Here is a 23,827-nt window from a genome sequence, read left to right as displayed (position 1 = left end):
TGCTGCGAGAGATTGTGTCCGCGTGGGGCCCGCTGCCCTTGATGCGCGTCGAGCGGGTCGGCGCCGGCGCCGGCCGCGACGATCCCGAGCGGGCGAACGTGCTGCGGCTCTTCGTCGGCGAGGCGCAGCGAACGGAAGAGGCCCGTGATGTCCACGGGACGGATGGCCACGCGGGCCCGGCCGGCGACGGCGCGGGTCTCTTCGGCGACGCGGCGCGGACCGAGCGGCTCGTGATGCTGGAGACGTCGATCGACGACATGAATCCGCAGTTGTACCCGCACGTCACGGCGCGTTTAATGGAGGCGGGCGCGCTCGACGTCGCCGCGGTGCCGGCGGTGATGAAGAAGGGCCGGCCCGGCCACGTGCTCCGCGTGCTCGTGTCCCCGGATCGGGCGCGGGAGTTGACCGGTGTCTTGCTCGCGGAGACGACGACGCTCGGCGTGCGCGCGTACGAGGTCGCGCGTCTGGCCGTGTCGCGGCGGACCGTGGACGTCGACACGGAGTACGGGACGATCCCGGTGAAGATCGCCGCGGACGGCGCCGCCGTCCTGAACGTGGCGCCGGAGTTCGAGGCCTGCCGCGCAATCGCCGAACGCCGGGGCGTCCCGCTCAAGCACGTCATCGCCGCCGCGCAGCGCGCGGCTGCGCCCCTCACCGCGGCGCCTTCTTCGAAGCCCGTGGGGCGCGCGCGGCCCATCTAACCGGCCCCGCTCCCAGGCCGGCCGCGCCCGGCTACTACGAGGAGAGCGCACCCTACCCGCGAATCGGATGCGGGTCGGATATACAAATGGAACCCTGGACCGTCATCATAACGTGGGGTGATGTACCTTAATGTAAGGAGTGTCCAGATTGCCAAATTGGGGGGTGGCACGTGAGTAAGTCGCACTCTTTTGACCGCAGGACGTTCCTCATCGGCGCCGGGGCAGCCGCGGCGGCGGGGTCCGGGCTCCTGGCCGGCCGTCCGGGCGTCGCCCGCGCAGCGGGAATGGCGCTGCCGCCGATGCCGTCGCGTCCGCTTCAACTGACCATCATCGACGTCGCCGGTCAGCTGCAGCTGACCAAAGCCATCATCGAGGACTACGTCGGGTCGCACCATCAGTATGTCAGCGGCGTGAGCTACCAGCAGGCGACGGCGCCGGAGCTGCCGTCGAAGATCATGGCGCAGCAGCAGGCCAACCAACTGCAGATCAATATGGTGCTCACGGGGTCGGACGCGCTGTCCGCGGGTATCGTGCAGAAGATCTGGCAGCCGCTCCTGCCCGACTTCCAGGCGAAATGGCCCAACCTGATCGGGAACTACATTCAGCCCAAGGCCCAGGGGCTCGCCCAAGGCTACGGCATTCTCGACGTCTTCGGCAACTACGGCCCGACGTTCACGTACAACCCGGCCAAATTGCCGAGCCCGCCGAAGACGCCCGAGGACCTGCTGACGTGGGCGAAGAGCAACCCCGGTCAGCTGATCTACGCGCGGCCCGCCAACTCGGGTCCGGGCCGCAGCTTCATGATGGGGCTGCCGTACCTGCTCGGCGAGGCGTCGCCGCGCGACCCGCAGTCCTGGACGAAGGTGTGGCCGTACTACCAGCAACTCGGTCAATACATCCAGTACTATCCGACCGGCACAGCCGGGACGTTCCAGGAGTTGGGCCAGGGTGCCCGCACGATCGCGGCCTCGACGATGGGCTGGGACCTCAACGTCCGCGCCCTCGGCGTGGTGCCGAAGAACTTCGGGGCGTTCACGTTCGCGAACGAGCACCTGATCGCGGACACGCAGTACATCTGCGTGCCGAAGGGCAACTCGCCGGAGATGCTGGGATTGGTGCTCGATCTGATCGCGTGGGCGCTGAAGCCGGACCAGCAGGCGAAGACCTATGATACCGGCTACTTCTATCCGGGGCCGGCCGTGAAGGGCGTGACGCTCGAAATGGCGCCGAAGGCGAGCCAGGACCAGGTCGCCCCGGTGCGGCGGGCGTCGTTCGACGATCTGATCAAGACCCGGCCGATCGAGATTCCCCTGGACCCCGACAAGCTGGTGCAGGCGTTCACGCTCTGGGACCAGAAGGTCGGCGCGAACAAGCTCAAGTGAGCGCGGAGACCCGAGTAGAGCCGCCCGGGCCGCCAGGCGGGAGCCTGGCGGCCCGCCGGCACACCATCGGCCGCGTGGAGATCCGCGGCCTCAGCAAGCACTTCGGCGACGTCGCCGCGCTGACGGCGTTCGACCTCGACGTGCACGGCGGCGAGTTCGTGAGTCTCCTCGGCCCGTCCGGCTGCGGCAAGAGTACCGCGCTCAACCTGCTCGCCGGCCTCCTCGAGCCCGACGCGGGGCAGATCCTCCTCGACGGCCAGGATCTCGGGCCGGTGCCGCCGGAGCGCCGCGGCTTCGGCGTCGTGTTCCAGAGCTACGCGCTGTTCCCGCACCTGACCGTCGGGCGGAACGTGGCCTTCGGCCTCGAGATGATGGGCACGCCGCCGGCCGACGTGGCCCGCCGTGTGCGTCAGACGCTCGCGCTGGTGCACCTCGAGGAGACGATCGACCGGTATCCGGCGCAGTTGAGCGGCGGCCAGCAGCAGCGCGTGGCGCTCGCCCGCGCGCTCGTTATCGAGCCCCGTCTTCTTCTAATGGACGAGCCGCTCAGCAACCTCGACGCCAAACTGCGGCTCGAGATGCGGCTCGAGATCCGCCGGCTTCACCAGACGCTCGGGCTCACGACGATTTATGTGACCCACGATCAGGAAGAAGCGCTCTCGCTGTCCGACCGCATCGGGCTGATGAAAGACGGGATGCTGCGCCAGGTCGGCACGCCCGAGGAAGTGTACCTCCGTCCGCAGTCGGCGTTCGTCGCCAATTTCTTCGGCTACCGCAACCTGTTCCGGGTGCGGGTCGAAAGCGTGCGCGGGACTCGCGCGGAGGTGGCGACTTCGGGGGGACTGCGTCTCACCGGGACGGTGCGCGACGGCGTGGCCGCGGGGGCCGAGGCGGTGGCCGCGGTGCGGCCGGAAGACGTCGAGGCGCGCCCGGCGGGAAGCGGGCCGGGGATCCCGGCGAAGGTGGAGTTCGCGGAGTTCATCGGCGACGCGTTTGAGTGCAGCATGGTGGCGGACGCCGGAGATCCGTTCGTCGTCCGCACGCCGTCGCGCTTCGAGCGCGGCGCGTCCGTGCTCCTGAACGCCGATCCGGAACGGCTTCTCGTGTTTCCGCCGGAGTAGGCCGGGATGCAGCGGACCGCCGGCATGCGCGCGGGGGGAGGCACAGCACCCGTCACGCCGCGCGCGGCCTTCCAGTGGGGGCCGCTGCTGCCGCTGGCGCCGGCGCTGTTCGTGGTCCTGACGCTCTTCGTCTACCCCTTCATCTACGGCCTGCAGCTGTCCCTCTCGCCGCTCCCGGCGCTGGCCAAGGGCGGCCTGCTCGCCAACTACGCCGCCTTCTTCGGCGATCCGCGCGAGCGGCTCTCGATCTGGAACACGCTGCGGCTCGCCGTTCCCGTCACGCTGCTCGACCTCTGCGTCGCGCTTCCGCTGGCCTACCGGCTGCGGCGGCCGCTTCCCGGCCAGCGCGTGATCACCGGGTTGCTGGTGATCCCGATGACGCTCGGCACGGTGCTGCTCGCGGAAGGCATGATCGAGTTCTTCGGGCCCGCGGGATGGGTGAACAAGACGCTGCTCGCGTTCCATCTCGTCAAGTTTCCGGTGCAGTTCGTCCACAACTACACCGGCGTCTTCCTCTCGCTGACGATCTCGGACTTTCCGGCGGTCTTCCTCGTGCTGCTGGGGTACGCGTCGGGGCTGGATCCGCGCCTCGAGCAGGCGGCGCGGACCCTCGGTGCGGGCTGGTGGCAGCGCCTCCGGCGGGTCACGCTCCCGCTGCTCGCCCCGGGAATCGCCGCGGCGGCGGCCCTGTCGTTCGTCGCCACGTTCTCGGTGTTCCCGTCGGCGGTGCTCGTCGGCGAACCGGCCGGCTCCACGCGGGTGATCGCGCTCGCCGCGTGGCAGGCCGCCTACGAGCAGTTCGACTATCCGCGCGCGTCGGCGATCGCGATGGTGATGGCGGCGATCGAGCTCGTCTTCGTCACCCTGGTGCTCGTCGCGCGGAACCGCGCCTATCGCGGTCCGACGATCGGCGGCCGCGGATGAGCCGGGCGTGGTGGGTCTACGCGATCGTCGGGCTGTTTGCGCTGCTCGTGGCCGGCATCTTCCTGTCGGCGTTCCTGAACTCGATCGCGTCGACGTGGTTCGGCGGGTGGCTGCCCGACGGGTACACCGCGAAGTGGTACCAGTTCGCGCTCGCCGAATTCGACCTCGCCTATGTGCTCGGGGTCACGATCTTCGTCGGGTTGACCGTGACGTTGATCAGTCTTGCCCTCGGCGTGCCGGCGTCCTACGTGCTGGCCCGCCGCGCCTTTCCCGGACGGGCGGCGCTGCTGATGCTGCTCGTGCTTCCGATGCTGGTGCCGCCGATCACCTACGGCATCCCGCTCGCCGCGATGCTCTATAAGCTCCGGCTCGGCGGCAAGCTCGCCGGCGTGATCGTCGCGAACATCGTGCCGGCGATGCCGTTTGTCGTGCTGATCATGACGCCGTTCTTCGAGCAGATCGATGCCAATCTGGAAAACGCGGCGCGCACGCTCGGGGCGTCGCCGCTGCGGATGTTCGGCCGGGTGCTGCTGCCGATCGTTCTGCCCGGCGTGCTCGCGGCGGGGCTCCTCATCCTCGTGCGGGCGATCGCGCTGTTCGAGCTGACCTTCCTCGTGTCGGGGGCCAAGAGCCAGACCCTGGTCGTCGCGCTCTACTACACCGCGTTCGCGGCCGGCATCCGGCCGAGCCAGGCGATCGACGCGATGGCGGTCGTGTACATGGTCACCGGCCTCATTCTGCTGCTCACGGCATTGCGGTTCATCAACCCGGTGAACATGGTCATCCGCGTGCGCCGGTGAAGCGGCTGCCGATCGCGGACCTCCGCGCGACCACGGTGACGGTGCCGCTCGAAGCGCCGCTCAGGCACAGCAACGGCGCGCACTGGGGACGGTTCGTGCGCACGATCGTGGAGCTCGAGACCGCGGACGGGCTGGTCGGGCTCGGGGAACTGGGCGGAGGCGGCGAGGCCGCCGAGGCCGCGCTGCTCGGCCTCAAGCCCTACGTGGTCGGGCACGATGCCTTCGATCTCGAGGCGCTGCGCTTCAAGATCTGCAACCCCACCGCGAGCCTCTACAACAACCGCACGCAGCTGCATGCCGCGATCGAGTTCGCCTGCCTCGACATCATCGGACAGGCGCTCGGCGTGCCGGTCTACGATCTGCTCGGGGGCGCGCTGCGCGAGGAGGTGCCGTTCGCCAGTTACCTCTTCTTCCGCTACGCCGATCCCGAGTCCGGGACGGGCGAGGTCCGGACGGTCGAGCAGCTCGTCGCGCACGCGCGGGCGCTGCGCAGCTCGCACGGCTTCCGCACCCACAAGCTGAAGGGCGGGGTCTTCCCGCCGGACTACGAGCTCCAGTGCTACCGCGCCCTCGCGCAGGCCTTTCCGGACGACGCGCTGCGCTACGATCCGAACTCGGTGCTGAGCGTGGAAGAGGGCATCCGGTTCGGCCGCGCGATCGAGGACCTCCGGAATGACTACCTCGAGGATCCTACGTGGGGGCTCAACGGCATGCGCCGTCTGCGCGAGCGCGTGCGCGTGCCGCTTGCGACCAACACGGTCGTGATCAACTTCGAGGACCTGGCCGCGAACGTGCTCCGGCCGGCCGTGGACGTGGTGCTCCTCGACACCACCTTTTGGGGCGGCATCCGCGCGTGCGTGAAGGCCGCCGCGGTCTGCGAGACGTTCCAGCTCGGCGTGGCCGTCCACTCGTCGGGCGAGCTGGGGATCCAGCTCGCGACGATGCTGCACCTCGGCGCGGCGATCCCGAACCTCACGTTCGCGGCCGACGCCCACTACCACCATCTCACCGACGACGTGATCGAGGGCGGCCGGCTCGCCTACCGCAACGGGCGCATCGCCGTGCCCACCGCGCCGGGACTCGGCGTCCGGCTCGACCGCGACAAGGTCGGCCGCTACGCCGAACTGTACCGGAAGCTCGGGGGCTACGCGTACGACCGGGATCCCGGCCGGCCGGACTGGTATCCGCTCATTCCCAACACCCGCTGGGCCGATCCCGCGGTATCGGTGTCGCTCAAAGATCGCCTCTAGCCGGGCACGGCTCGCGCAGCAGCAGGTACGCAATCGGAGGTGTCGCCATGAAGGTGTTCTTCAAGCGCCGCGCCGCGGACGGCGACCAGGAGATCGTGAACCCGAAGAACTCCGACTCGGAGGGCCTCGAGCTCGCGATCCTCCGGCCGGCGCCCGGACGGCCCGTGGACGCCGTCTCGCCGGGGCGGGAGTCACTGCTCGTCATCCTCGGCGGAACGTGCTCGATCGCCGTGAAGGGCATGGACGCCTGGGACAACCTCGGCGGGCGCGCCGACGTCTTCGACGGGGTTCCGACGTCGGTCTACATCCCGGCCGGCGTGTCGTATCGCATTTCCGCGGCCGGGCCGGCGGAGATCGCCGTATGGCGGGCGCCGGCGCCGGCGGGCGGTGAAGCGTACGTGATCCGGCCGCCGGACGTCACGGTCGCCGTGCGCGGCGAGGGCGCGTGGCGCCGAACCGTGCACACGATCCTCGACGAGTCCAGACCCGCGCAGCGCCTCGTGGCCGGGGAGACGTTCAACGAGCCCGGGGCCTGGTCCAGCTACCCGCCGCACAAGCACGACCGCCACGACCCGCCGCGGGAGGCCGTGTTCCAGGAAGTGTACTACTTCCGCGTCAAACCCAAAGACGGCTTTGGGTTCCAGCGGCTCTACTCGCCGGAGCGGCACGTCGATTCCGCGTTTGTGGTGGAGGACGGGGACACCGTGGTTATTCCGTACGGGTATCATCCCGTTGTCGCCGCCCCCGGCTATCGGCTGTACTATCTTTGGGCGCTCGCCGGTGAGGGACGGCGCTTGATGGCCAGCGAGGATCCGGCCCACGCATGGGTGACGCGAAAGGGGTGATCGGCACGGACGGCGATCGGAGAGACGACGGCCGCGCGCACGGCGGCCGGGGCGCGGCCGTCGCGGTCGAAGGCATCCGGGCGCCGGCGACGGTCCCGCTGCCCCGCGTCGTCCGCGTGCATCAGGAGTTCCCGACGCCCGGCCGGTGCGACGTCGAGGCCGAGATCCACCGCCAGATCGAGGTACCCGACATCGCGCGCCGCATTCCGCGGGGCCGGGTCGCGGTCGCGGTCGGAAGCCGCGGCGTCGCCGAGATTCCGAGGGTCACCAAGGCCGTGGTCGACGCCCTGCGCCGCCACGGCGCGCAGCCGTTCGTCGTGCCGGCGATGGGGAGCCACGGCGGCGCGACGGCGGAGGGCCAGCGGGAGGTGCTCGCCGGCCTCGGCGTGACCGAAGCGTCGGCCGGCGCGCCGATCGTGTCCTCGATGGACGTCGTCGAGCTCGGGCGGCTGGCCGACGGCTCGGGCGTCTTTTGGGACCGCGAGGCGCACGAGGCCGGCGCCGCGGTCGCGGTCGGCCGCGTGAAGCCGCACACCGCGTTCCGCGGCACGATTGAAAGCGGCCTTGTGAAGATGGCCGTGATCGGCATCGGCAAGCAGCGCGGCGCGCAGTCGATGCACGCGCCCGGGTTCGGCGGGTTCGCCGACCGGCTTGTCGAAGCCTACGGCATCGTCGTCAAGCGGGCGCCGCTGCTCTTCGGGGTCGCGACGGTCGAGGATGCGTACGACGTCCCGGTGCAGGTGGCGGTGGTGCCGCCGGAGGCGTTTCTCGAGCGCGAGCCCGCGCTGCTGGATCACGCGCGCAGCCTCATGGCCCGGCTGCCGGTGGAGGCGGCGGACGTGCTGGTCGTGCAGGAGATCGGCAAGAACATCAGCGGCGACGGTATGGATCCGAACCTCACCGGCCGCTACCCTACGCCGTTCGCCTCCGGGGGTCCCGCGATCCGGAAGATCGCCGTGCTGGATCTGACCGATGAGACGCAGGGGAACGCCAACGGGGTCGGCATGGCGGACCTGATCGCGCAGCGGGTACTGGAGAAGATGGACCTGCGGGCGACCTACATGAACGCGCTCACGTCCACCGTCATCGACTCCGTCCGCCTGCCGATGGTGCTCGCGACCGACCGCGACGTCCTGGACGCGGCGGTGATCACGGCGCCGCGGATCGACGGCGGCGAAGCGCGCCTCGTCTACATCCGTAACACACTCGCGGTCCGCGAAGTCGCCGTGTCCGAATCACTCGTGCCCGATCTGCTGCCGCACGCGGCCGTCGCACCGGGCGCCGCGCCCGCGGCGCTGTCGTTTACGAGCGACGGGACGCTTCGCCCGCCGCTCGGTCCGGCGCACGCCAAGCCGGCGGGACAGGCCGCCGGCCGGCCGGACCCCGGCATTTTCTGATCCGGGAGGTCGATCGATGACGCGACTGCAGTCCGTCCCGGGGCTGGACGTCCGCCCTCGGTCCGTGGTTCAGATCGGCGAGGCGGAGGTCGCGCTCTCGCGCGGCACGCCGCACAATCGCGTCGTGGCGCTGGCCGCGAGTCCCCCGCCGGCGCTGCGGGACCTCGAGGGAGAGACGAGCACCTTCGACGGCCGGTGGCTTCTGGTCGGGCCGGCCGGCGCCGCGAACCTCGCCGTGCTGCAGCGGGCCCTGCCGTGGCTCGCGCCCCGTCCGTTGGGGCTCGCGCGTTCGTTTGGGTTCGGGGACCGCCTGGGTCTCGCCACGCCGGGCCACATCCGGGCGCTTCGTGAGGCGGGCGCGGGGGTGGCGCCGATCTTCGCGCAGCAGTCCATACGTGAGATGGAGCGGACCCGGCGGACGCCCGTGCAGGTGCTGACCGACGCGTGCTGGGGCGTCTTCATGGAGGGGTGGCGCGACGGCTTCGGCGCCGACGCGGACCACCTCAAGACCACCGCGGACGTCGACTCGTGCCTCGCGGCCGGGTACACGTTCTTCACGTTCGATCCGGGCGCGCACGTCGACCCGTCCGCGGATGCGCGGCCGGCCGCCGAGGTTGCCGCGGCGCTCGACGCGCTGCCGTGGCACGAGCTCGACGACAGCCGCGACGCGATGCGGCGGCGGTACCATGGGCGCGCGCTCGAGCTCGACCGCGAGGCCCTCGCGTACGACGAGGACGGCATCGCACGCGCGGCGGTCAAGTACGGGCGGGCGGTGGCGCACGTCGCCGCCCTCTACCGGCATCTCCGCGCGCGGAACCGCGACGTCGAGGTCGAGATCTCGGTCGACGAGACGGACACGCCGACGACGCCGGTGCAGCACGCGTACGTCGCGACCGAACTGCGCCGCCTCAGCGTGGAGTGGGTCAGCCTGGCCCCGCGCTTCGTCGGCCGCTTCGAGAAGGGGGTGGACTACATCGGCGACCCGGCCGCGTTCGACGCGGACGCGGCGGTGCACGCGGCGATCGCGCGCCGCCTCGGGCCGTACAAGCTGAGCCTCCACTCCGGATCCGACAAACTGAGCGTCTACGGCGCCTTCGGCCGGCGGGCCGGAACGCTCGCGCACATCAAGACCGCCGGGACGAGCTATCTCGAGGCGCTGCGGACCGCGGCGCCGCTCGACCCGGCGCTGTTTCGCGCGATCTACGTGCTCGCGCACGAGCGCTACGAGCAGGACCGCGCCAGCTACCACGTCTCGGCGGACGCCTCCCGGGCGCCGGCGCCCGGGAAGGTGGCGGACCCCGACCTCGCGTCGCTCCTCGACAACTTCGACGCACGGGAGATGCTGCACGTCACGTTCGGCTCGGCGCTCGCCGCGTACGGACCGCGGCTCCACGCCCTGCTGCGGGCCAATCCGGACGCGTACGACGCGAACGTAGAGCGCCATTTCATCCGCCACCTCGCGGCGTTCGGGGCCCCCGAGCGGGAGCCGCGCGCGCCGAGGCCGCGCGGATGAAGCCCGAAGAGCTTTTCGATCTGCGCGGCCGGGCCGCGGTCGTCACCGGCGGGAGCGGCGTGCTGGGGTCCGCGATGGCGCGGGGCCTCGCGGCGGCCGGCGCGCGGGTCGCCATCCTCGGGCGGCGGCTCGATCGCGCGCAGGCGGTGGCGGCGCAGCTCGCATCGTCCGGCGGCGAGGCGATGCCGGTCGCGGCCGACGTGCTCGACCCGGCGGCGCTCGCCGGGGCGCGGGACGCGGTGGTCGGACGGTGGGGGCGTGTCGATATTCTGATAAACGCCGCGGGCGGCAATCTGCCGCAGGCGACGCTCGCCGACGGCGCGTCGGTGTTCGATCTGCCGGTCGAAGCGTGGCGGACCGCGGTCGACCTGAACCTCACCGGGACGCTGCTCCCGATCCAGGTCTTCGGCCCGACGATGGCCGCGGCGCGGCAGGGCAGCATCGTCAATATCTCGTCGATGGCGTCCCAGCGCGTCCTGACGCGCGTCCCGGCCTATTCGGCGGCCAAGGCCGCGATTGAGAACCTGACGCGGTGGCTCGCGGTGGATCTGGCGCGCAAGCACGGCGAGGGCCTCAGGGTCAACGCCGTCGCGCCCGGCTTCTTCATCGGCGATCAGAACCGGCGCCTGCTCACCAACGAGGACGGCAGCCTCACCCCACGGGGGGCCAAAATTATCGAGCACACGCCGGCCGGCCGGTTCGGCGAGCCGGACGACCTCATCGGCACGGTGCTCTGGCTGTGCGGCCCGGGCAGCCGGTTCGTCAACGGCGTCGTCGTGCCCGTCGACGGCGGGTTCAGCGTGTTCAGCGGGGTGTAGCAGGAGTCGAGCCAAAAAGACGAGGAGCCAGTCATCGCGACCTGGCCCCTCGCCGTTCGATGTGTGGTTCCGGCTACTTACCGCCCGAGTTGATAACCGCGGCGGTAACGACGATGCCGGCCAGCACCCAGACGAGCCATTCAGGCATTGCGGCTCACCTCCTATAGAGTGGCGGGCTCAGAACTGTTCTTCCCCGATCGCCTCTGCGCAAACGTCTGTCTCGCGTGCAATCGAGCGCGGGCGATCGTGCCTAAGCGCGAGGGGCCGAGCGCGAGAGCCCCGGCCCCTCACCGTTGTCCTGCTATGGTGTATCCTTGCTTACTTTCCGCCGCCGACAGAAGTCACGACGACGGTGAACGCTACGCCGGTCAGGAACGCAACCAGCCACAGCGGCATACAACCCACCTCCTCGTAGACCTGAGACTGGAGGTTCAGCCTTAGTCTTTCCCTGTTGCGCGCCGCGCCAACCACGCAATTCTCGAACGTCTGTCCGAGGAGTCGGGGCCGTCGCGGCGCGAAGAATGGGCCCCGTTTCACCGCAGTCTATTCTCCTGACGAAGGGGTTGTTCGAATGGCGAAGCGCCGGGTGGTGCTGATCGGTGCGGCGGGCTACATCGCGCAGCGGATGCTGCCGGAGCTGGCGGAGCGGTGGGACCTCCTTCAGCTCGACGTCTCGGCGACGACGCGGGACGGCCGCTCCGTCCCCGGGATAGTCATCTGCGATCTGACCAAGCCGGACCGCGACCAGTACCGCGCGCACTTCCGCGGCGCCGACGCCGTGATCCACTGCGGCTTCGTCCGGGCCGCCGGCCTCCCGGACCATTGGCAGAACACCACCGACGCCAAGTTCTGGGCGGAGCACCAGAATATCGCGCTGGCCTATAACGTCTACCGGACGGCGCTGGAAGAGGGTGTGCGCCGGGTCGTCGTGGCGAGCTCCAACCACGCGGCGGACTACTACGAGCGGCTGATCTGGGCCGGCCGCATGGAGATGGTCACCCCGGAGATGCTGCCGCGCTCCGACAATTTCTATGGATGGGCCAAGGCCGCGTACGAGCTGCTGGGATTCGTCTTCGCGACCGGCCGGGTTGACGACCGGCACCTCGAGGTCGTGCAGTGGCGCATCGGCGGCCCGCGGGAGACCGACATCGACCATGTGAGCCCCGGCGACGTCGCGACGATGCACCGCGCGCTCGGCGCCTATCTCTCCCGGCGCGACCAGATCCAGCAGGCGATCCGCATGGTCGAGACCGAGCACATCGCCGACGAGCACGGCGTGCCGTTCCTGATCGTCTATGGGATCAGCGGCAACACCCATCGGTTCTGGAGCATCGCGAACGCCCGCGACCGGCTCGGCTACGTCCCCGAGGACGACAGCCAGACGCTGTTCGCCGACAAGATCGCGGCGATCGTGAAGGGGAAGACAGAAAAGCGCTAGCGGGCGACCGTCACGTCGAGCCACCCGTGCGGAGTCACGCGGACGCGCTCTTCTGTCCGGACGAGCACGGTCGTGGCCTCGGACTCGACAATGGCCGGGCCCTCGATGAGGGCGCCGGCCGCGATCTCGTCCCACCGCTGCACCGGCACGTCCCGCCAGCCGCCGAGATAGATCCGGCGGGTGCCGCGCGGCTCGCGCCCGCGCGGGGCGGCGCCGGGTGACGCCGGGGCCCCGGGCGGCGCCGTGCGGGTGTGCGCCTCCCGCGGCTCGAGGACCGGCTCGACCGGCAGGGATGCGAGGCGGCCGATCACGGCGAGCCGCGCGTTCACGAGCACGACTTCCTGATCCGGCGCGCTGTAGGTGTACAGTTCCTCGTGCCGGCGGCGGAAGCGCTCCACCACGCGGTCCATGAGGTCCTCCGCCTCGAGCGGGATGCCGTCCAGGGGCACGTCGATTTCGAATATCTGCTCGCCGTAGCGCAGGTCGAGCGAGCGCACCACGTCGAGGTGCGGTCCGGCCTCCTCGCCGTTGCGCCCCGGTATCGCCCCAAACGCGCCCCCACTCCCGAGCGGCCCGCCGGCTCCGCCGCCGTTCCTTCCGCTGCCGACCGCCGCCGCGACCGCCGGCTCGAGCCGCCGCCGCCCTTCCCGCTCCATCTCCGCGAAGAGACGGCGAAGGCGCGCCGCGCCGATTTTGTGGATCTCGCCGACCTGGGTGCGCACGACGTTGTACCGGAGATCCGCGGCGAGCATGCCCCACGCGGACAGCACCGGGGCCTGGCGCGGGACGACCACCCGTCCGATGTCGAGCATGGCGGCGACCGCGGTGGCGTGCAGGCCGGCCGCGCCCCCGAACGCGAGCAGGGCGAAGCGGCGCGGGTCGATTCCGCGCCGGACGGAGACGACGCGGATCCCTTCCGCCATCGCGGTGTTGACGACCTCGTAGATGCCGCGCGCGGCGTCGACCGCGGATCCGCCGAGCCGGGCGGCGATCGCGTCCACCGCCCGCCGCGCCGCGGCCGCGTCGAGCCGCCGCCGTCCGCCCCAAAACGTCTCCGGGTCGAGGTAGCCGAGCACGACGTTCGCGTCGGTGACGGTCGCGCCGGCGCCGCCCCGCCCGTAGCAGGCCGGCCCGGGCTCCGCGCCGGCGCTTTCGGGCCCGACGTGCAGGATCCCGCCCGCGTCCACGCGCGCGAGCGAGCCGCCGCCCGCGCCGATCGTGTGGATGTCGATGCTCGGAAGCGCGAGCGTGTGGCCGCCGAGCCGCCGGTCGCTCGTGACCCGGGGGCGCCCGTCTTCGAGCAGCGCGATGTCCGTGCTCGTTCCGCCCATGTCGAACGTGATGAGGTTGCCGTCCCGGAGCAGCTGCGCGGCGTAGCGTCCGCCGGCGATGCCCCCGGCCGGGCCGGACAGCACCGCGCCCGCGGCCAGCCGCACGGCCTCGGCCATCGCGGCCACCCCGCCGTGCGACTGCATCACCAGCACCTGCCGCCGGTAGCCGGCCGCGCGCAGGCGCGAAGCCAGCCGGGTGAGGTAGCGCCCCAGCACGGGCCCCACGTACGCGTTGATCACGGTCGTGCAGACGCGCTCGTACTCTTTGATCTGCGGCAGCACATCCCACGACGGCGAGACGTAGGCGCGGGGGAGCCGGCGCCGCACCGCGTCCCGCGTGGCGAGCTCGTGCTTCGGGTTGCGGTAGCCGTGAAGGTAGCAGATCGCGACCGCGTCCACGCCGGCGCGTTCGAGGGCGCGGATCGCGCGATCGAGCGACGTCCGCGCGAGCGGGACCGAGATCGTCCCGTCCGCGCGCGTGCGCTCGCGCACGCCGAGGCGCAGCGCGCGGGGAACGAGCGGCACCGGCGGCGGCATCCGGAGGTTGTAGCGCTCCGGTTTGAGGCCCTCGCGCATCTCGAGCACGTCCCGGTGGCCGTCCGTGGTGAGCAGGCCCACCCGCGCGCCGCGGCGCTCCAGCAGGGCGTTGGTCGCGACCGTCGTGCCGTGGACGATCTGCGAGGTGGCCGCGAGCAGCGCGCGGCCGTCGACGCCGAGCCGCTCGGCCAGTGAATGGATCGCGTCGAGCACGCCGATCGACGGATCGGCCGGCGTGGAGGCCGCCTTGGCGAGCGTGACGCCGCCGGCTCCGTCCACGCAGACCGCGTCGGTGAACGTGCCGCCGACGTCGATGCCGATCCGGTAGGATGCGCTCACCGGCGCCGGCCCTTCACACGGCGGCGTGCCGCGGATGCGCGGCGCCGTGCTTTTGTGCGCGGGGACTCCTCCCGGCGCGGCGCGGGCGCGCGCGAGGTCACGAAGCCGTTGTCGCGGTCGGCGGCCCGGGCCGCGGGGTCGCGCTTCGCCGGGGGACCGTAGCCGCCGCCGCCCGACGAGTCGATCAGAAAGACGTCGTTGGGCCGGACCGGGATGCCGACTTCCTTCGTGCGCAGAACGCGGGCCCGCCCGTGCGAGACCAGCCGGTACCGGTGCACCGCGCCGTCCTGCCCGCCGAGCAGCCCGTAGGGCGCGTGGCGGACGCCGTCGCCCGCGGTGTTGGCGACCGCGGGGGCGCCGATCTCGGCGCGCATCACGAGATGGGCGCCCACCCCGCCGCGAAACCGTCCGTCGCCGGCCGAGTCCGGCCGGAACTCGTGCCGCTCCATGAACAGCGGAAACCGGACTTCGGTGACTTCGACGCTGCCGAACTTGAGGCCGCCCGCGGCCTGGCCCTCGCCCGCGGTCGGCCAGCCGTCTCCCGCCGCGGACGCTCCTCCGCCGGGGCGCGCGTGAAACATGTGCCAGATGAAGGGACGCCCGCTGCGCGGGTCCGTGCCGCGGATCGCGATGCGGAACCGCCGGCCCCATCCGGCGACGGCGCGGTCGGGACAGGCCGGCGCGAGCGCCTTGAGCACGGACTCGGCGATCTCCTGACCGCAGTGGTTGGTGCAGAGCGTGACCGGCGCGGGCGGACGCGGGTGCACGATCGTGCCTTCGGTGGTCAGCACGGTCACCGGCCGGAACGTCCCGTCGTTCTTCGGGATGTCGGCGTCGACCAGATACGCGACCGCCATGTGCACCGCGGACATCGTGTTCGGGAATGAGGAATTGACGAAGCCCGTGACCTGAGGGTCGCTGCGGCGGAGGTCGACCGTGAGCGCGTCGCCCCGCTTCGTCACGGTCGCGCGCACGGCGATGTCCGTCGCCCCGTGGCCGTCGTCGTCGAGAACGGCCTCGCCGCGGTACACGCCGTCGCGCCACGGCCGGATGCACGCGCGCGTCCGCCGCTCGGTGCCGTCGAGCACCTCGCGCACCGCCTCGAGCAGCACCCCGGTGCCGTATTCCTCGGCCAGGCGCAGGAGGCGACGCTCGCCGAGGCGCGCGGAGCCCATCGAGGCGCGGAGGTCCCCGAGGAAATCGCGCGAGTGGCGGACGTTGGTCGCCACCATCGCGAGCACGTCGTCCCGCTCCGCGCCGGCGTCGTACAGCTTGAGCGGGGGAATCCGCAGGCCTTCCTGCCAGATCTCCGTGGCCGCGGCGTTGTAGCTGCCGTGGGTCGCGCCGCCGATGTCGCTCTGGTGCGCGCGGTTGATCGCCCAGCAGACGAGCCGCCCGTCCGCGAACACCGGCAGGACGACGGTTAGATCTGGGAGGTGGCTGCCGCCGTGGTAGGGATCGTTGACCAGGTACAGGTCACCGGCGCGAATCCGGCCCCGGAAGAACTCGAGGACCGACCGGACCGACCACGGCAGGGCGCCGACGTGGATCGGGACGTGCTCGGCCTGGGCCAGCAGCCGGCCCTCCGCGTCGCACAGGGCCGTCGAGAAGTCGCGGCTGGAGTTGAGGATCTGGGAGTACGCGGTCCGCAGCATCGCCTCGCCCATCTCGGCGACGATGGCCGTGAGCCGGTGCTGGACGACGGAGACGGTGATGCGGTCTGGGGCGGGGCGGGCTTCCGGCACGCCCCGACAGTTCGCTGCGGCCGTCCGGCGGTCCCCCGGGAGCGGGCCGCCGCCGCCCCGGACGGTCCGAAACCGGGTTCACAATCATTCTATGAGTCCTTCACAATTCACATATCCGGCCCGGCTACATTGAGGACATCAGACCCGCTAAGTCAGCGGTAAGTAAGCGATTTAATAGTGGGAATACCAAGGAGGCAGCACATGCGAAACCGGCGGTTCGCGGCCCTCGTGGCTGTGGCAGGCGTTGTGGCGCTCGTCGGCGTACTTGGCGGCGGGGCCCTGCCGGGCGTTTCGACCACCGCGGCATTGGCCCAGCAGGTTTCCCAGTTACACGCCCAGGGCGCCCCGGCGCCCGGGACGCCTGGAAACCCGGGGACTCCAGGGTACGGTCCCGGCACTCCCGGGTACGGGCCCCGGTTCGGTCCCGGGCGGATGATGTATAGTGGCCGGCGCGGCTTTGCCCGGCGCCCCCGGGTCGGCGCGGCGGTGTTTGCGCTCGGCGCGCTTCTTAGGTTTCTGCTCCTGATCGCGCTCCTCGTGATCGCCTGGAAGGTCATCACGCTGCGCTCCCTCTGGGGCCGCCCGGACGGCGCCCTGCAGGTCCTGCGCGAGCGATTTGCGCGCGGCGAGATCAACGAGGAAGAATACCGGAAGCGGCTGGTGGCCCTGTCATGAACGCCGCCGCCAATACGAGGGGACTGAAGGCCGTGCCGACCGTGCTGGTCGTCGATGACGAGCCGCAGATCGTCGAGCTGCTCCGCACCTATTTGGAGCGGGAAGGCTTTGGCGTGACCGTGGCCGCCGACGGGGACGCCGCGTTGAAGGAGCACGATCGCGTGCGCCCGGACATCGTGATCCTGGATCTGATGCTGCCGAAGCTCGACGGCCGCGAGGTCTGCCGGCGCATCCGCGAACACGCCCGCACGCCGATCATCATGCTGACGGCCCGGGACGAGGAGTCGGACAAGCTCCTCGGCCTGGAGCTGGGCGCCGACGACTACATCACCAAACCGTTCAGCCCCCGCGAGGTCGTCGCGCGCGTGCGCGCGGTGCTTCGAAGGGGCAGCCACGAGACCCCCGAGGTACTCCGGCTCGGGGAGATGATCATCGATCTGCGCGGCCATCAGGTCACTCTGGCCGGGCGGCCGATCGACCTCACGCCCACCGAGTTCCGGATGCTCGAGACGCTGGCGAGCCATCCGAACCAGGTGTTCACGCGCATGCAGTTGATCGACCGCGTCCACGGCCACGCCTTCGAGGGCTACGAGCGCACGGTGGACGCGCACATCAAAAACCTTCGGAGCAAGATCGAACATGACCCCCGCAACCCACGCTTTATCCTTACCGTGTACGGGGTCGGCTACAAGTTCCAGCGTCCGGAGGACGATCGGCGGCAGCAGGCCGCCCATGCGTAGTCTCGGGACGCGGCTGAGCGTCGCGGTCATCGCGGTTGCCGTGCTGACGACCGTGCTTTCCGCGACGTTCAGCTCGTATACGGCGCGCCAGACGTTCCGGCAGTACGTGGAGCGGCGGGAGGCGCCTGCGCCGGTGCCGGGGGGCTCGGTCTCACCGGGTCCGGGGGAGCGGCCGGCCAACGTCGCGTCGCAGCCCGAGCGGCGGCGTCCGCCGCTCGGCGCGCGCGAGATTCTGTTCGAAAGCCGGTTTCGCAACGCGATCTGGGGCGGCACAGGCATCGCGGTTCTGCTCGGCCTGCTGCTCACGCTGTGGCTCACGCACCGGCTGGTGCGTCCCATCACCGATCTGACGTCGGCGGCGCGGGTGATCGCGCGGGGAGGAACTCCGCCGCCGGTGCCGGTTCGGGGGCAGGACGAGGTCGCCGAGCTCGCGCGCGCCTTCAATAAAATGACGGAACGGCTCGCGGCGGACGAGGAGCAGCGCCGCAGGCTGTTTGCCGGGGTCGCGCACGAGCTGCGCACTCCGCTCTCGGTGATTCAAGGCACCCTCGAGGGCATGCTGGATCACGTGTTGGAAGCGACGCCGGAGCGGATCACCACGCTGCACAGCCAGTCGCTGCTGCTCGCGCGTCTGATCACCGACCTGCGCGATCTCTCGTTGGCGCAGGCGGGGCAGCTGCAGCTCAACGTCCAGCCGATCGACGCCGGGCCGGTCGTGCGGGAGACACTCGAAGCGCTCGCGCCGCTCGCGGACGAACGGAGTGTCGTCCTGCAGGCCGATATTCTCAAGGGGCTGCCGCGGATCGACGCGGATCCGGACCGCCTCCGGCAGATCGTGCAGAATTTAGTCGAGAACGCGGTGCGGTATACGCCGGCGGGCGGCGAGATCCACGTGTCGATGCAGGCGGACGAGGCCGACGTGCGGCTCGCCGTGTCGGACACCGGTATCGGGGTCGCCGCGGCCGATCTGCCGTACATCTTCAGACACTTTTACCGCGCCGATCAATCTCGCGCGCGCAGCAGCGGCGGCACCGGGCTCGGGCTCGCCATCGTCAAGTCGCTCGTGGAGGCGCACGGCGGCCGGGTGGCCGTCGAGAGCGCCGTCGGCAGGGGCAGCACGTTCACGGTCACGTTCCCGCGGCGGCAGGAAGCCGCCAAGGCTCAGGAGGCCATGGTATGAACGGACTGGTCCGTCAGGTCGCCGTGATCGTCATCGCGCTCTCGCTGAGCGCGGCGACGTTTGCGGCGCCTCGGCCCGGCGCGGCGTTCGCGCAGGCTCCTCCGGCACCGCCGGGGAGCCCGCCGCCGGTCGCTCCGCCGCCCGCTGCGCCCGTCCCGTCGACCGGGCAGCCGGGCTCGACGGTCCAGACGTTTACGCTGGCGCAGGCCGTGCAGACGGCCTTGACCCACAACCCGCAGGTTGTGGCCTCCCAACAGACGCTCGAGGCGGCGCAGCAAGGCCTGATCCTGGCCCGCGCCGGCTACGCGCCGACCGTGTCGCTCAACGCGAACGGCGGGCTCGGTACCACCAACTCATCGAACGCCAACTTCGCGTCGGCGCCGCTCGGGAACGTGACCGCGACCGGGACCACCACGGTCGCCGGCACGGTCACCGTATTCGACAACGGCCGCACCAAGGCGCTCGTCGAATCGGCGCAGGCGGGCGTCGCGTCGGCCGAGGCGGCCCTGCGGCAAACGGAGCAGGACCTCGCCCTCCAGGCGGCTACGCAGTTCTTCACGGTCCTCAGCAATGAAGGGGTCGCCGCCGCCAACCAGCAGGTGCTGACGCAGGCGCAGGCACAGCTGGCACTGGTCCAGGCGCAGGTGCGCGCCGGCGTGGCGCCGCAGGCCGACGTGATCCAGGCGCAGGCCCAGGTCGCTCAGGCCCAGGTCGCGGCGCTCAACTCGGACGCGCAGATCCTGACCGCCAAGGCCAACCTGGCCAGCACGATGGGGATCGACACGACGACGCCGATCGAAGTGGCGACTCCCACCCCCCCGGCGCCCCAGGTTACCGTGACGTCGGATCAGGTTATCGCCGCGGCGCTCGCGAACCGGCCCGAAATCGCGAAGGCGAACGCGGCGGTGCAGTCCGCGCAGGCCGGACTCGACATCGCGTACGTGAACGCCGGTCCCCAAGTCAACATCGGACTCGGCGCCGGCTTCACGCCGTACAGCACCGAGCCGGCGCTCAACAATACTTCGTCGTACGGCCTGACGGGCACGATCAGCCTGCCGCTTTTCGACGCGGGCCGGGGCCGCGCGCAGATCGCGGGGGGCCAGGCGTCCCTGAAAAGCGCGCAGGCGTCGCTCGCCTCGCAGATTCTCGCGATTCGCCAGGACGCGTACCAGGCGTACCTCTCGGCGGTCCAGGCGGCCGCGAACGTGACGGCGACGCAGGCCGCCAAGGCGGCCGCCGACCAGGCGCTAGCCGTGACGCAGGGCCAGTACCGTGCGGGGGTCGGCACGATCATCGCGGTGATCCAGGCACAGACGACGGCGGCGCAGGCCGACGTCAACGCCGCATCCGCCCAGTACAGTTATGAATCCGCGCTGGCGACGCTGCAGCATGCCGAGGGCGCGCCCATCGTGGCCAGCGCCGGGGGAGGCACTCCATGAAGTTCCTAGGTTGGTTCACCGTCCGCCGGACGATCGCGCTGGCCGTGGTCGCGGCGCTCGCCGCGGGCGGCATCGTGACGGTGCAGCGTCTCGGCCAGCGCCGGACCGCGGTGCGCTACATCACCCGCCCCGTGCAGTACGCGGACATTTCCTCGACGGTGACCGAGACCGGCACCGTGAACCCGGTTGACCAGATTCAGGTCGGCACGCAGGTGTCCGGCACGATCGCCACGCTCGGCGTCGACTATAACTCGCGCATCAAGAAGGGCCAGGTGCTGGCGACCCTCGATCCGACGTCGTTCCAGGCCGCGGTGGAGCAGCAGAGCGCGGCGCTGGCGGCCACCCAGTCGACCGCGGCCGCGTCGGCGAGCAGCATGCAGCAGGCACAGGTGGCGGTGCAGACCGCGCAGGCGAACTACCAGCAGTCGCTGGCCAACCTCCGCAACGCCCAGGCCGGCGCGACGAAGGCGCGGAGCCAACTCGCCCTCGCGCAAACCACGGTGAAGCGCGACGCGTCGCTGCTCGGGCAGGGCTACATCTCGCAGAGCCAGATGGACACGGACCAGACGGCGGCGCAGGCGGCCCAGGACGACTACGCCGCGGCGCAGGCCGCGATCGGCGTGGCGCAGGCGCAGGTGGCCTCGAACCTCTCCCAAGTGCGGGGCGCCCAGCAGGCGGTCCAAACCTCCTCCGCGCAGGCGGCGGCGTCATCGCACCAGGTCACCGCCTCGTCCGCGCAGCTGCAGACGGCGCAGTACAACCTGTCGCGAACCATCATCACAAGTCCGGTCGACGGCGTCGTGATGGCGCGCAACGTCAGCGTCGGGCAGACCGTCGCCGCGTCTCTATCGACACCGACGCTCTTCACCATCGCGACGAACCTCACCGATATGCAGGTGGATACGTCGGTCGACGAGGCCGACGTCGGCAGCGTGAAGCAGGGCAACAGCGCGGTGATCACGGTGACCGCCTATCCCAACGTGACCTTCAACGGCACCGTCCAGCAGGTGCGGGTCAATCCGACGATCGTTTCCAACGTCGTCACCTATGACGCGGTGGTCGCCGTCCACGACGATTCCGGGCGGCTCTTCCCCGGCATGACGGCGCAGGTGATCATCAATACGTCGACGCGCACGCACGTGCTCGCCGTCCCCCTCCAGGCACTCCTGTTCCGTCCGCTTCAGCAGGGCGCGCGGCCGACGTCGGCGGGAGGAGGCGGCGCGCCTTCGGGCGGGCCGCTCGGCGGCGGCGGGTTCGGCGGTCCCGGCGGCGGTGGTGGGGGTGGCGGCGCGGGCAGCGCACCGGTGGCAGGCGCGCCCGGGTCGACCGTGACCGTGTGGGTGCTGCGCAACGGCCAGCCGGCGCCGGTCCGCATCGTCATCGGCGCGTCCGACAACAAGAACGTCGAGGTGAGGTCGGGTCTTCAGGAGGGCGAGCAGGTAATCGTCGCCGCCCTGCGCGGCAACCGCAGGCCCGGCCAGCGCGGCGGCCAAGGCGGCGCCAGCGGGGGCCAGGGGGGTGCCGGGACCACGGGTGGCGGGACGACGGGCGGTGGGACGACCGGCGGCGGGACGACGGGCGGTGGGACGACCGGCGGCGGCCGGGGCACGACGCCGGCAGGCACTCCGTGATGGCGATCCGGCGGACACCGGAAACCAAGTCGGACCTGCTGATCGAAGTCCGTGACATGACGAAGGTGTATGGGACCGGCGACATGGCTGTGCACGCGCTCCGGGGCGTGAACCTCGACGTGCGCCGGGGCGAGTTCGTCGCGATCATGGGCCCGTCGGGGTCCGGAAAGTCGACGTTCATGCACCTGCTGGGCTGCCTGGACCGTCCGACGTCGGGCTCGTACCGGCTGGCCGGCCAGGAGGTCTCGCGCCTTTCGGCCGACGAGCTCGCGATCGTGCGCAGCCGCCAGATCGGGTTCGTCTTTCAGAGCTTCAACCTGCTGGCGCGGACGTCCGCGCTCGAGAACGTGGAGCTGCCGATGCTCTACGCCGGGATCGCCCGCGAGACACGGACGGCGCGGGCCAAGGAACTGCTGGAGAGTGTCGGGTTGGGCAACCGGCTCGATCACAAGCCGAGCGAACTCTCCGGCGGGCAACAGCAGCGCGTCGCGATTGCCCGCGCGCTCGCGAACGGCGTGCCGCTCCTGATGGCGGACGAACCGACCGGGAACCTCGACAGTAAGAGCAGCGCCGAGATCATGACCCTATTCCGGCGTCTCAACGACCAGCAGGGCCTGACGGTGCTCGTGGTGACTCACGACATGAACGTGGCGGCGTGGTCGAAGCGGGTGGTGACATTCCGCGACGGTCTGGTGCTTTCCGACCAGGGCGTGGCGGATGCGGTGCCGGAAGCGGTCCGCGCGGCCGTCGACCAGACGCACGCGGCGGTGCGGCAGGAGGTGCGCGTATGAGTCTCGGCCTGTTGTTCCGCGTCGCCTGGCAGGCGCTTCGGCGCAACGCCACCCGGTCGCTCTTGACGATGCTCGGCATCATCATCGGCGTTGGGGCCGTGATCACGTCCATGGCGATCGGCTCCGGCGCGCAGGCCGCGGTGCTCGCGCAGATCGAGAGTCTCGGCGCCAACCTCGTGGTCGTGATTCCCGGCGCCACCAGCCAGGGCGGCGTCAACCTCGGCGGCGGCAGCCGGACGACGCTGAAGCTCGCCGACGCGACGGCGATCGCGGCCGAAGTGCCGTCCGTGGGCGCGGCGGCGCCGCAGTCGCAGACGAACGCACAGGTCGTCGCGGGCGGCGACAACTGGTTTACGCAGATCCAGGGCAGTACGCCGTCGTGGACCACCGTGCGCAATTGGGACGTGGCGTCCGGGCGGTTTTACACGCAGGCGGAGGTCGACCAGGAGGCCAAGGTCGCGGTTCTCGGCTCGACCGTCGCGCAGAACCTGTTCCCGAGCGGTTCGCCGGTCGGCCAGACGGTCGTCATCAAGAACGTGCCGTTCCGCGTGCTCGGCGTGATGACCTCGAAGGGGCAGTCCGGCTTCGGCCGCGACCAGGACGATTTCGTGATGGTGCCGATCACCACGCTTCTCGACCGGCTGACGGGCCAGGCTTACGTCGGACAGATTCTCGTGTCTGCGGCCACCCCGGAAGACGTGCCGGGGGTGATCGACGCGACAGAGCGGCTGCTGCGGCTGCGCCATCACCTCACGGCGGTCCAGCCCGACGACTTCTCGGTCCGGAACATCGCCGACATCCAGCAGGTCCGGCTCGCCACCTCACAGACCCAGGCGCTGCTCCTCGCCGGTATCGCGGTCGTCTCGCTCGTCGTCGGCGGCATCGGCATCATGAACATCATGCTGGTGTCCGTGACCGAGCGCACGCGCGAGATCGGCCTGCGCATGGCGGTCGGCGCGCGCGGGCATGACATCCTGATGCAGTTCCTCGTCGAGGCGCTGACCCTCGCCTGCCTCGGCGGCGTCATCGGCATCATCATGGGGGTCGCGACGGCGCAGGGGGCCTCGGTGATGGCGCACTGGCCGACGCTCATCTCGCCGATGTCGGTCATCATGGGTTTCGTGTCGTCGCTCGCGGTGGGCGTGGTCTTCGGGTACTATCCGGCGCTGCGCGCCGCGGCCCTCGACCCCATCGTCGCGCTGCGGTACGAATAAGAGGCGCGCCAACACC

20 protein-coding genes are annotated in these 23,827 nt (G+C 70.9%); 18 read left to right on the top strand and 2 right to left on the bottom strand.

Annotated elements, in window-relative coordinates; all coding sequences use genetic code 11:
• From VKT83_12435 to VKT83_12385, 11 genes are all read left to right on the top strand, one after another.
• Positions 1-701 (top strand): LarC family nickel insertion protein (locus VKT83_12435; GenBank protein HLY23263.1); only part of this gene is annotated, 701 nt, incomplete at its 5' end.
• Positions 702-871: 170 nt separating this feature from the next.
• A complete protein-coding gene (locus VKT83_12430) occupies positions 872-2,083 on the top strand; it encodes an extracellular solute-binding protein (GenBank protein HLY23262.1) in 1,212 nt (403 codons plus the stop codon).
• Complete coding sequence (locus tag VKT83_12425) at positions 2,080-3,204, top strand: ABC transporter ATP-binding protein (protein ID HLY23261.1); 1,125 nt, start codon at positions 2,080-2,082, stop codon at positions 3,202-3,204. The genes VKT83_12430 and VKT83_12425 overlap by 4 nt, the downstream gene beginning before the upstream one ends.
• Before the next feature lie 6 nt (positions 3,205-3,210).
• Positions 3,211-4,128, top strand: coding sequence for an ABC transporter permease subunit (locus tag VKT83_12420; protein HLY23260.1), 918 nt, complete (start codon positions 3,211-3,213; stop codon positions 4,126-4,128).
• A complete protein-coding gene (locus VKT83_12415; protein ID HLY23259.1) occupies positions 4,125-4,928 on the top strand; it encodes an ABC transporter permease subunit in 804 nt (267 codons plus the stop codon). The genes VKT83_12420 and VKT83_12415 overlap by 4 nt, the downstream gene beginning before the upstream one ends.
• A 5-nt stretch (positions 4,929-4,933) precedes the next feature.
• The gene (locus VKT83_12410; GenBank protein HLY23258.1) at positions 4,934-6,178 is read left to right on the top strand and encodes an enolase C-terminal domain-like protein; all 1,245 of its coding nucleotides are present in this window, start codon (positions 4,934-4,936) and stop codon (positions 6,176-6,178) included.
• A gap of 47 nt (positions 6,179-6,225) precedes the next feature.
• Positions 6,226-7,023, top strand: coding sequence for a 5-deoxy-glucuronate isomerase (gene iolB / locus VKT83_12405; GenBank protein HLY23257.1), 798 nt, complete (start codon positions 6,226-6,228; stop codon positions 7,021-7,023).
• Positions 7,002-8,420: a DUF362 domain-containing protein gene (locus tag VKT83_12400; protein HLY23256.1), complete on the top strand. Its 1,419-nt coding sequence runs from the start codon at positions 7,002-7,004 to the stop codon at positions 8,418-8,420. Before iolB ends, VKT83_12400 begins: the two co-directional genes overlap by 22 nt.
• 16 nt (positions 8,421-8,436) lie before the next feature.
• On the top strand, positions 8,437-9,933 hold the full coding sequence (locus tag VKT83_12395) for a tagaturonate epimerase family protein (GenBank protein HLY23255.1): 1,497 nt from the start codon (positions 8,437-8,439) through the stop codon (positions 9,931-9,933).
• Positions 9,930-10,751, top strand: a complete 822-nt coding sequence (locus VKT83_12390; protein ID HLY23254.1) for an SDR family oxidoreductase — start codon at positions 9,930-9,932, stop codon at positions 10,749-10,751. The genes VKT83_12395 and VKT83_12390 overlap by 4 nt, the downstream gene beginning before the upstream one ends.
• A gap of 571 nt (positions 10,752-11,322) precedes the next feature.
• Positions 11,323-12,189, top strand: coding sequence for an NAD(P)-dependent oxidoreductase (locus tag VKT83_12385; GenBank protein HLY23253.1), 867 nt, complete (start codon positions 11,323-11,325; stop codon positions 12,187-12,189).
• Here the strand turns inward: VKT83_12385 and VKT83_12380 are convergent.
• Both VKT83_12380 and VKT83_12375 read right to left on the bottom strand, forming a co-directional pair.
• On the bottom strand, positions 12,186-14,396 hold the full coding sequence (locus tag VKT83_12380; GenBank protein HLY23252.1) for a hydantoinase/oxoprolinase family protein: 2,211 nt from the start codon (positions 14,394-14,396) through the stop codon (positions 12,186-12,188). The two genes, VKT83_12385 and VKT83_12380, sit on opposite strands and share 4 nt — an antisense overlap.
• Complete coding sequence (locus VKT83_12375) at positions 14,393-16,141, bottom strand: hydantoinase B/oxoprolinase family protein (GenBank protein HLY23251.1); 1,749 nt, start codon at positions 16,139-16,141, stop codon at positions 14,393-14,395. Before VKT83_12375 ends, VKT83_12380 begins: the two co-directional genes overlap by 4 nt.
• 201 nt (positions 16,142-16,342) lie before the next feature.
• Between VKT83_12375 and VKT83_12370 the strand changes: the two genes are divergently transcribed.
• The 7 genes from VKT83_12370 to VKT83_12340 are packed head-to-tail and all read left to right on the top strand — an operon-like array spanning position 16,343 to position 23,811.
• Positions 16,343-16,816: an SHOCT domain-containing protein gene (locus VKT83_12370; GenBank protein ID HLY23250.1), complete on the top strand. Its 474-nt coding sequence runs from the start codon at positions 16,343-16,345 to the stop codon at positions 16,814-16,816.
• Complete coding sequence (locus VKT83_12365; protein ID HLY23249.1) at positions 16,813-17,556, top strand: response regulator transcription factor; 744 nt, start codon at positions 16,813-16,815, stop codon at positions 17,554-17,556. The genes VKT83_12370 and VKT83_12365 overlap by 4 nt, the downstream gene beginning before the upstream one ends.
• Positions 17,549-18,736 carry a HAMP domain-containing sensor histidine kinase gene (locus VKT83_12360; GenBank protein HLY23248.1) on the top strand — a complete coding sequence of 396 codons (1,188 nt, stop codon included), beginning with the start codon at positions 17,549-17,551 and terminating at the stop codon, positions 18,734-18,736. The genes VKT83_12365 and VKT83_12360 overlap by 8 nt, the downstream gene beginning before the upstream one ends.
• Complete coding sequence (locus VKT83_12355) at positions 18,733-20,175, top strand: TolC family protein (GenBank protein HLY23247.1); 1,443 nt, start codon at positions 18,733-18,735, stop codon at positions 20,173-20,175. Before VKT83_12360 ends, VKT83_12355 begins: the two co-directional genes overlap by 4 nt.
• Entirely contained in the window at positions 20,172-21,806 is a 1,635-nt protein-coding gene (locus VKT83_12350; GenBank protein HLY23246.1) for an efflux RND transporter periplasmic adaptor subunit, read from the top strand. Before VKT83_12355 ends, VKT83_12350 begins: the two co-directional genes overlap by 4 nt.
• Entirely contained in the window at positions 21,806-22,597 is a 792-nt protein-coding gene (locus tag VKT83_12345) for an ABC transporter ATP-binding protein (GenBank protein ID HLY23245.1), read from the top strand. The genes VKT83_12350 and VKT83_12345 overlap by 1 nt, the downstream gene beginning before the upstream one ends.
• Positions 22,594-23,811 (top strand): ABC transporter permease, encoded by a 1,218-nt coding sequence (locus VKT83_12340; protein ID HLY23244.1) that lies wholly within the window; start codon positions 22,594-22,596, stop codon positions 23,809-23,811. The genes VKT83_12345 and VKT83_12340 overlap by 4 nt, the downstream gene beginning before the upstream one ends.
• The last annotated feature ends 16 nt before the right edge of the window (positions 23,812-23,827 follow it).

It is taken from the genome of bacterium (assembly GCA_035308905.1).
Lineage (GTDB): Bacteria > Sysuimicrobiota > Sysuimicrobiia > Sysuimicrobiales > Segetimicrobiaceae > DASSJF01.
Note: the sequence above shows the minus strand (reverse complement) of the source record. Positions and strands in the feature narration are given on the sequence as shown.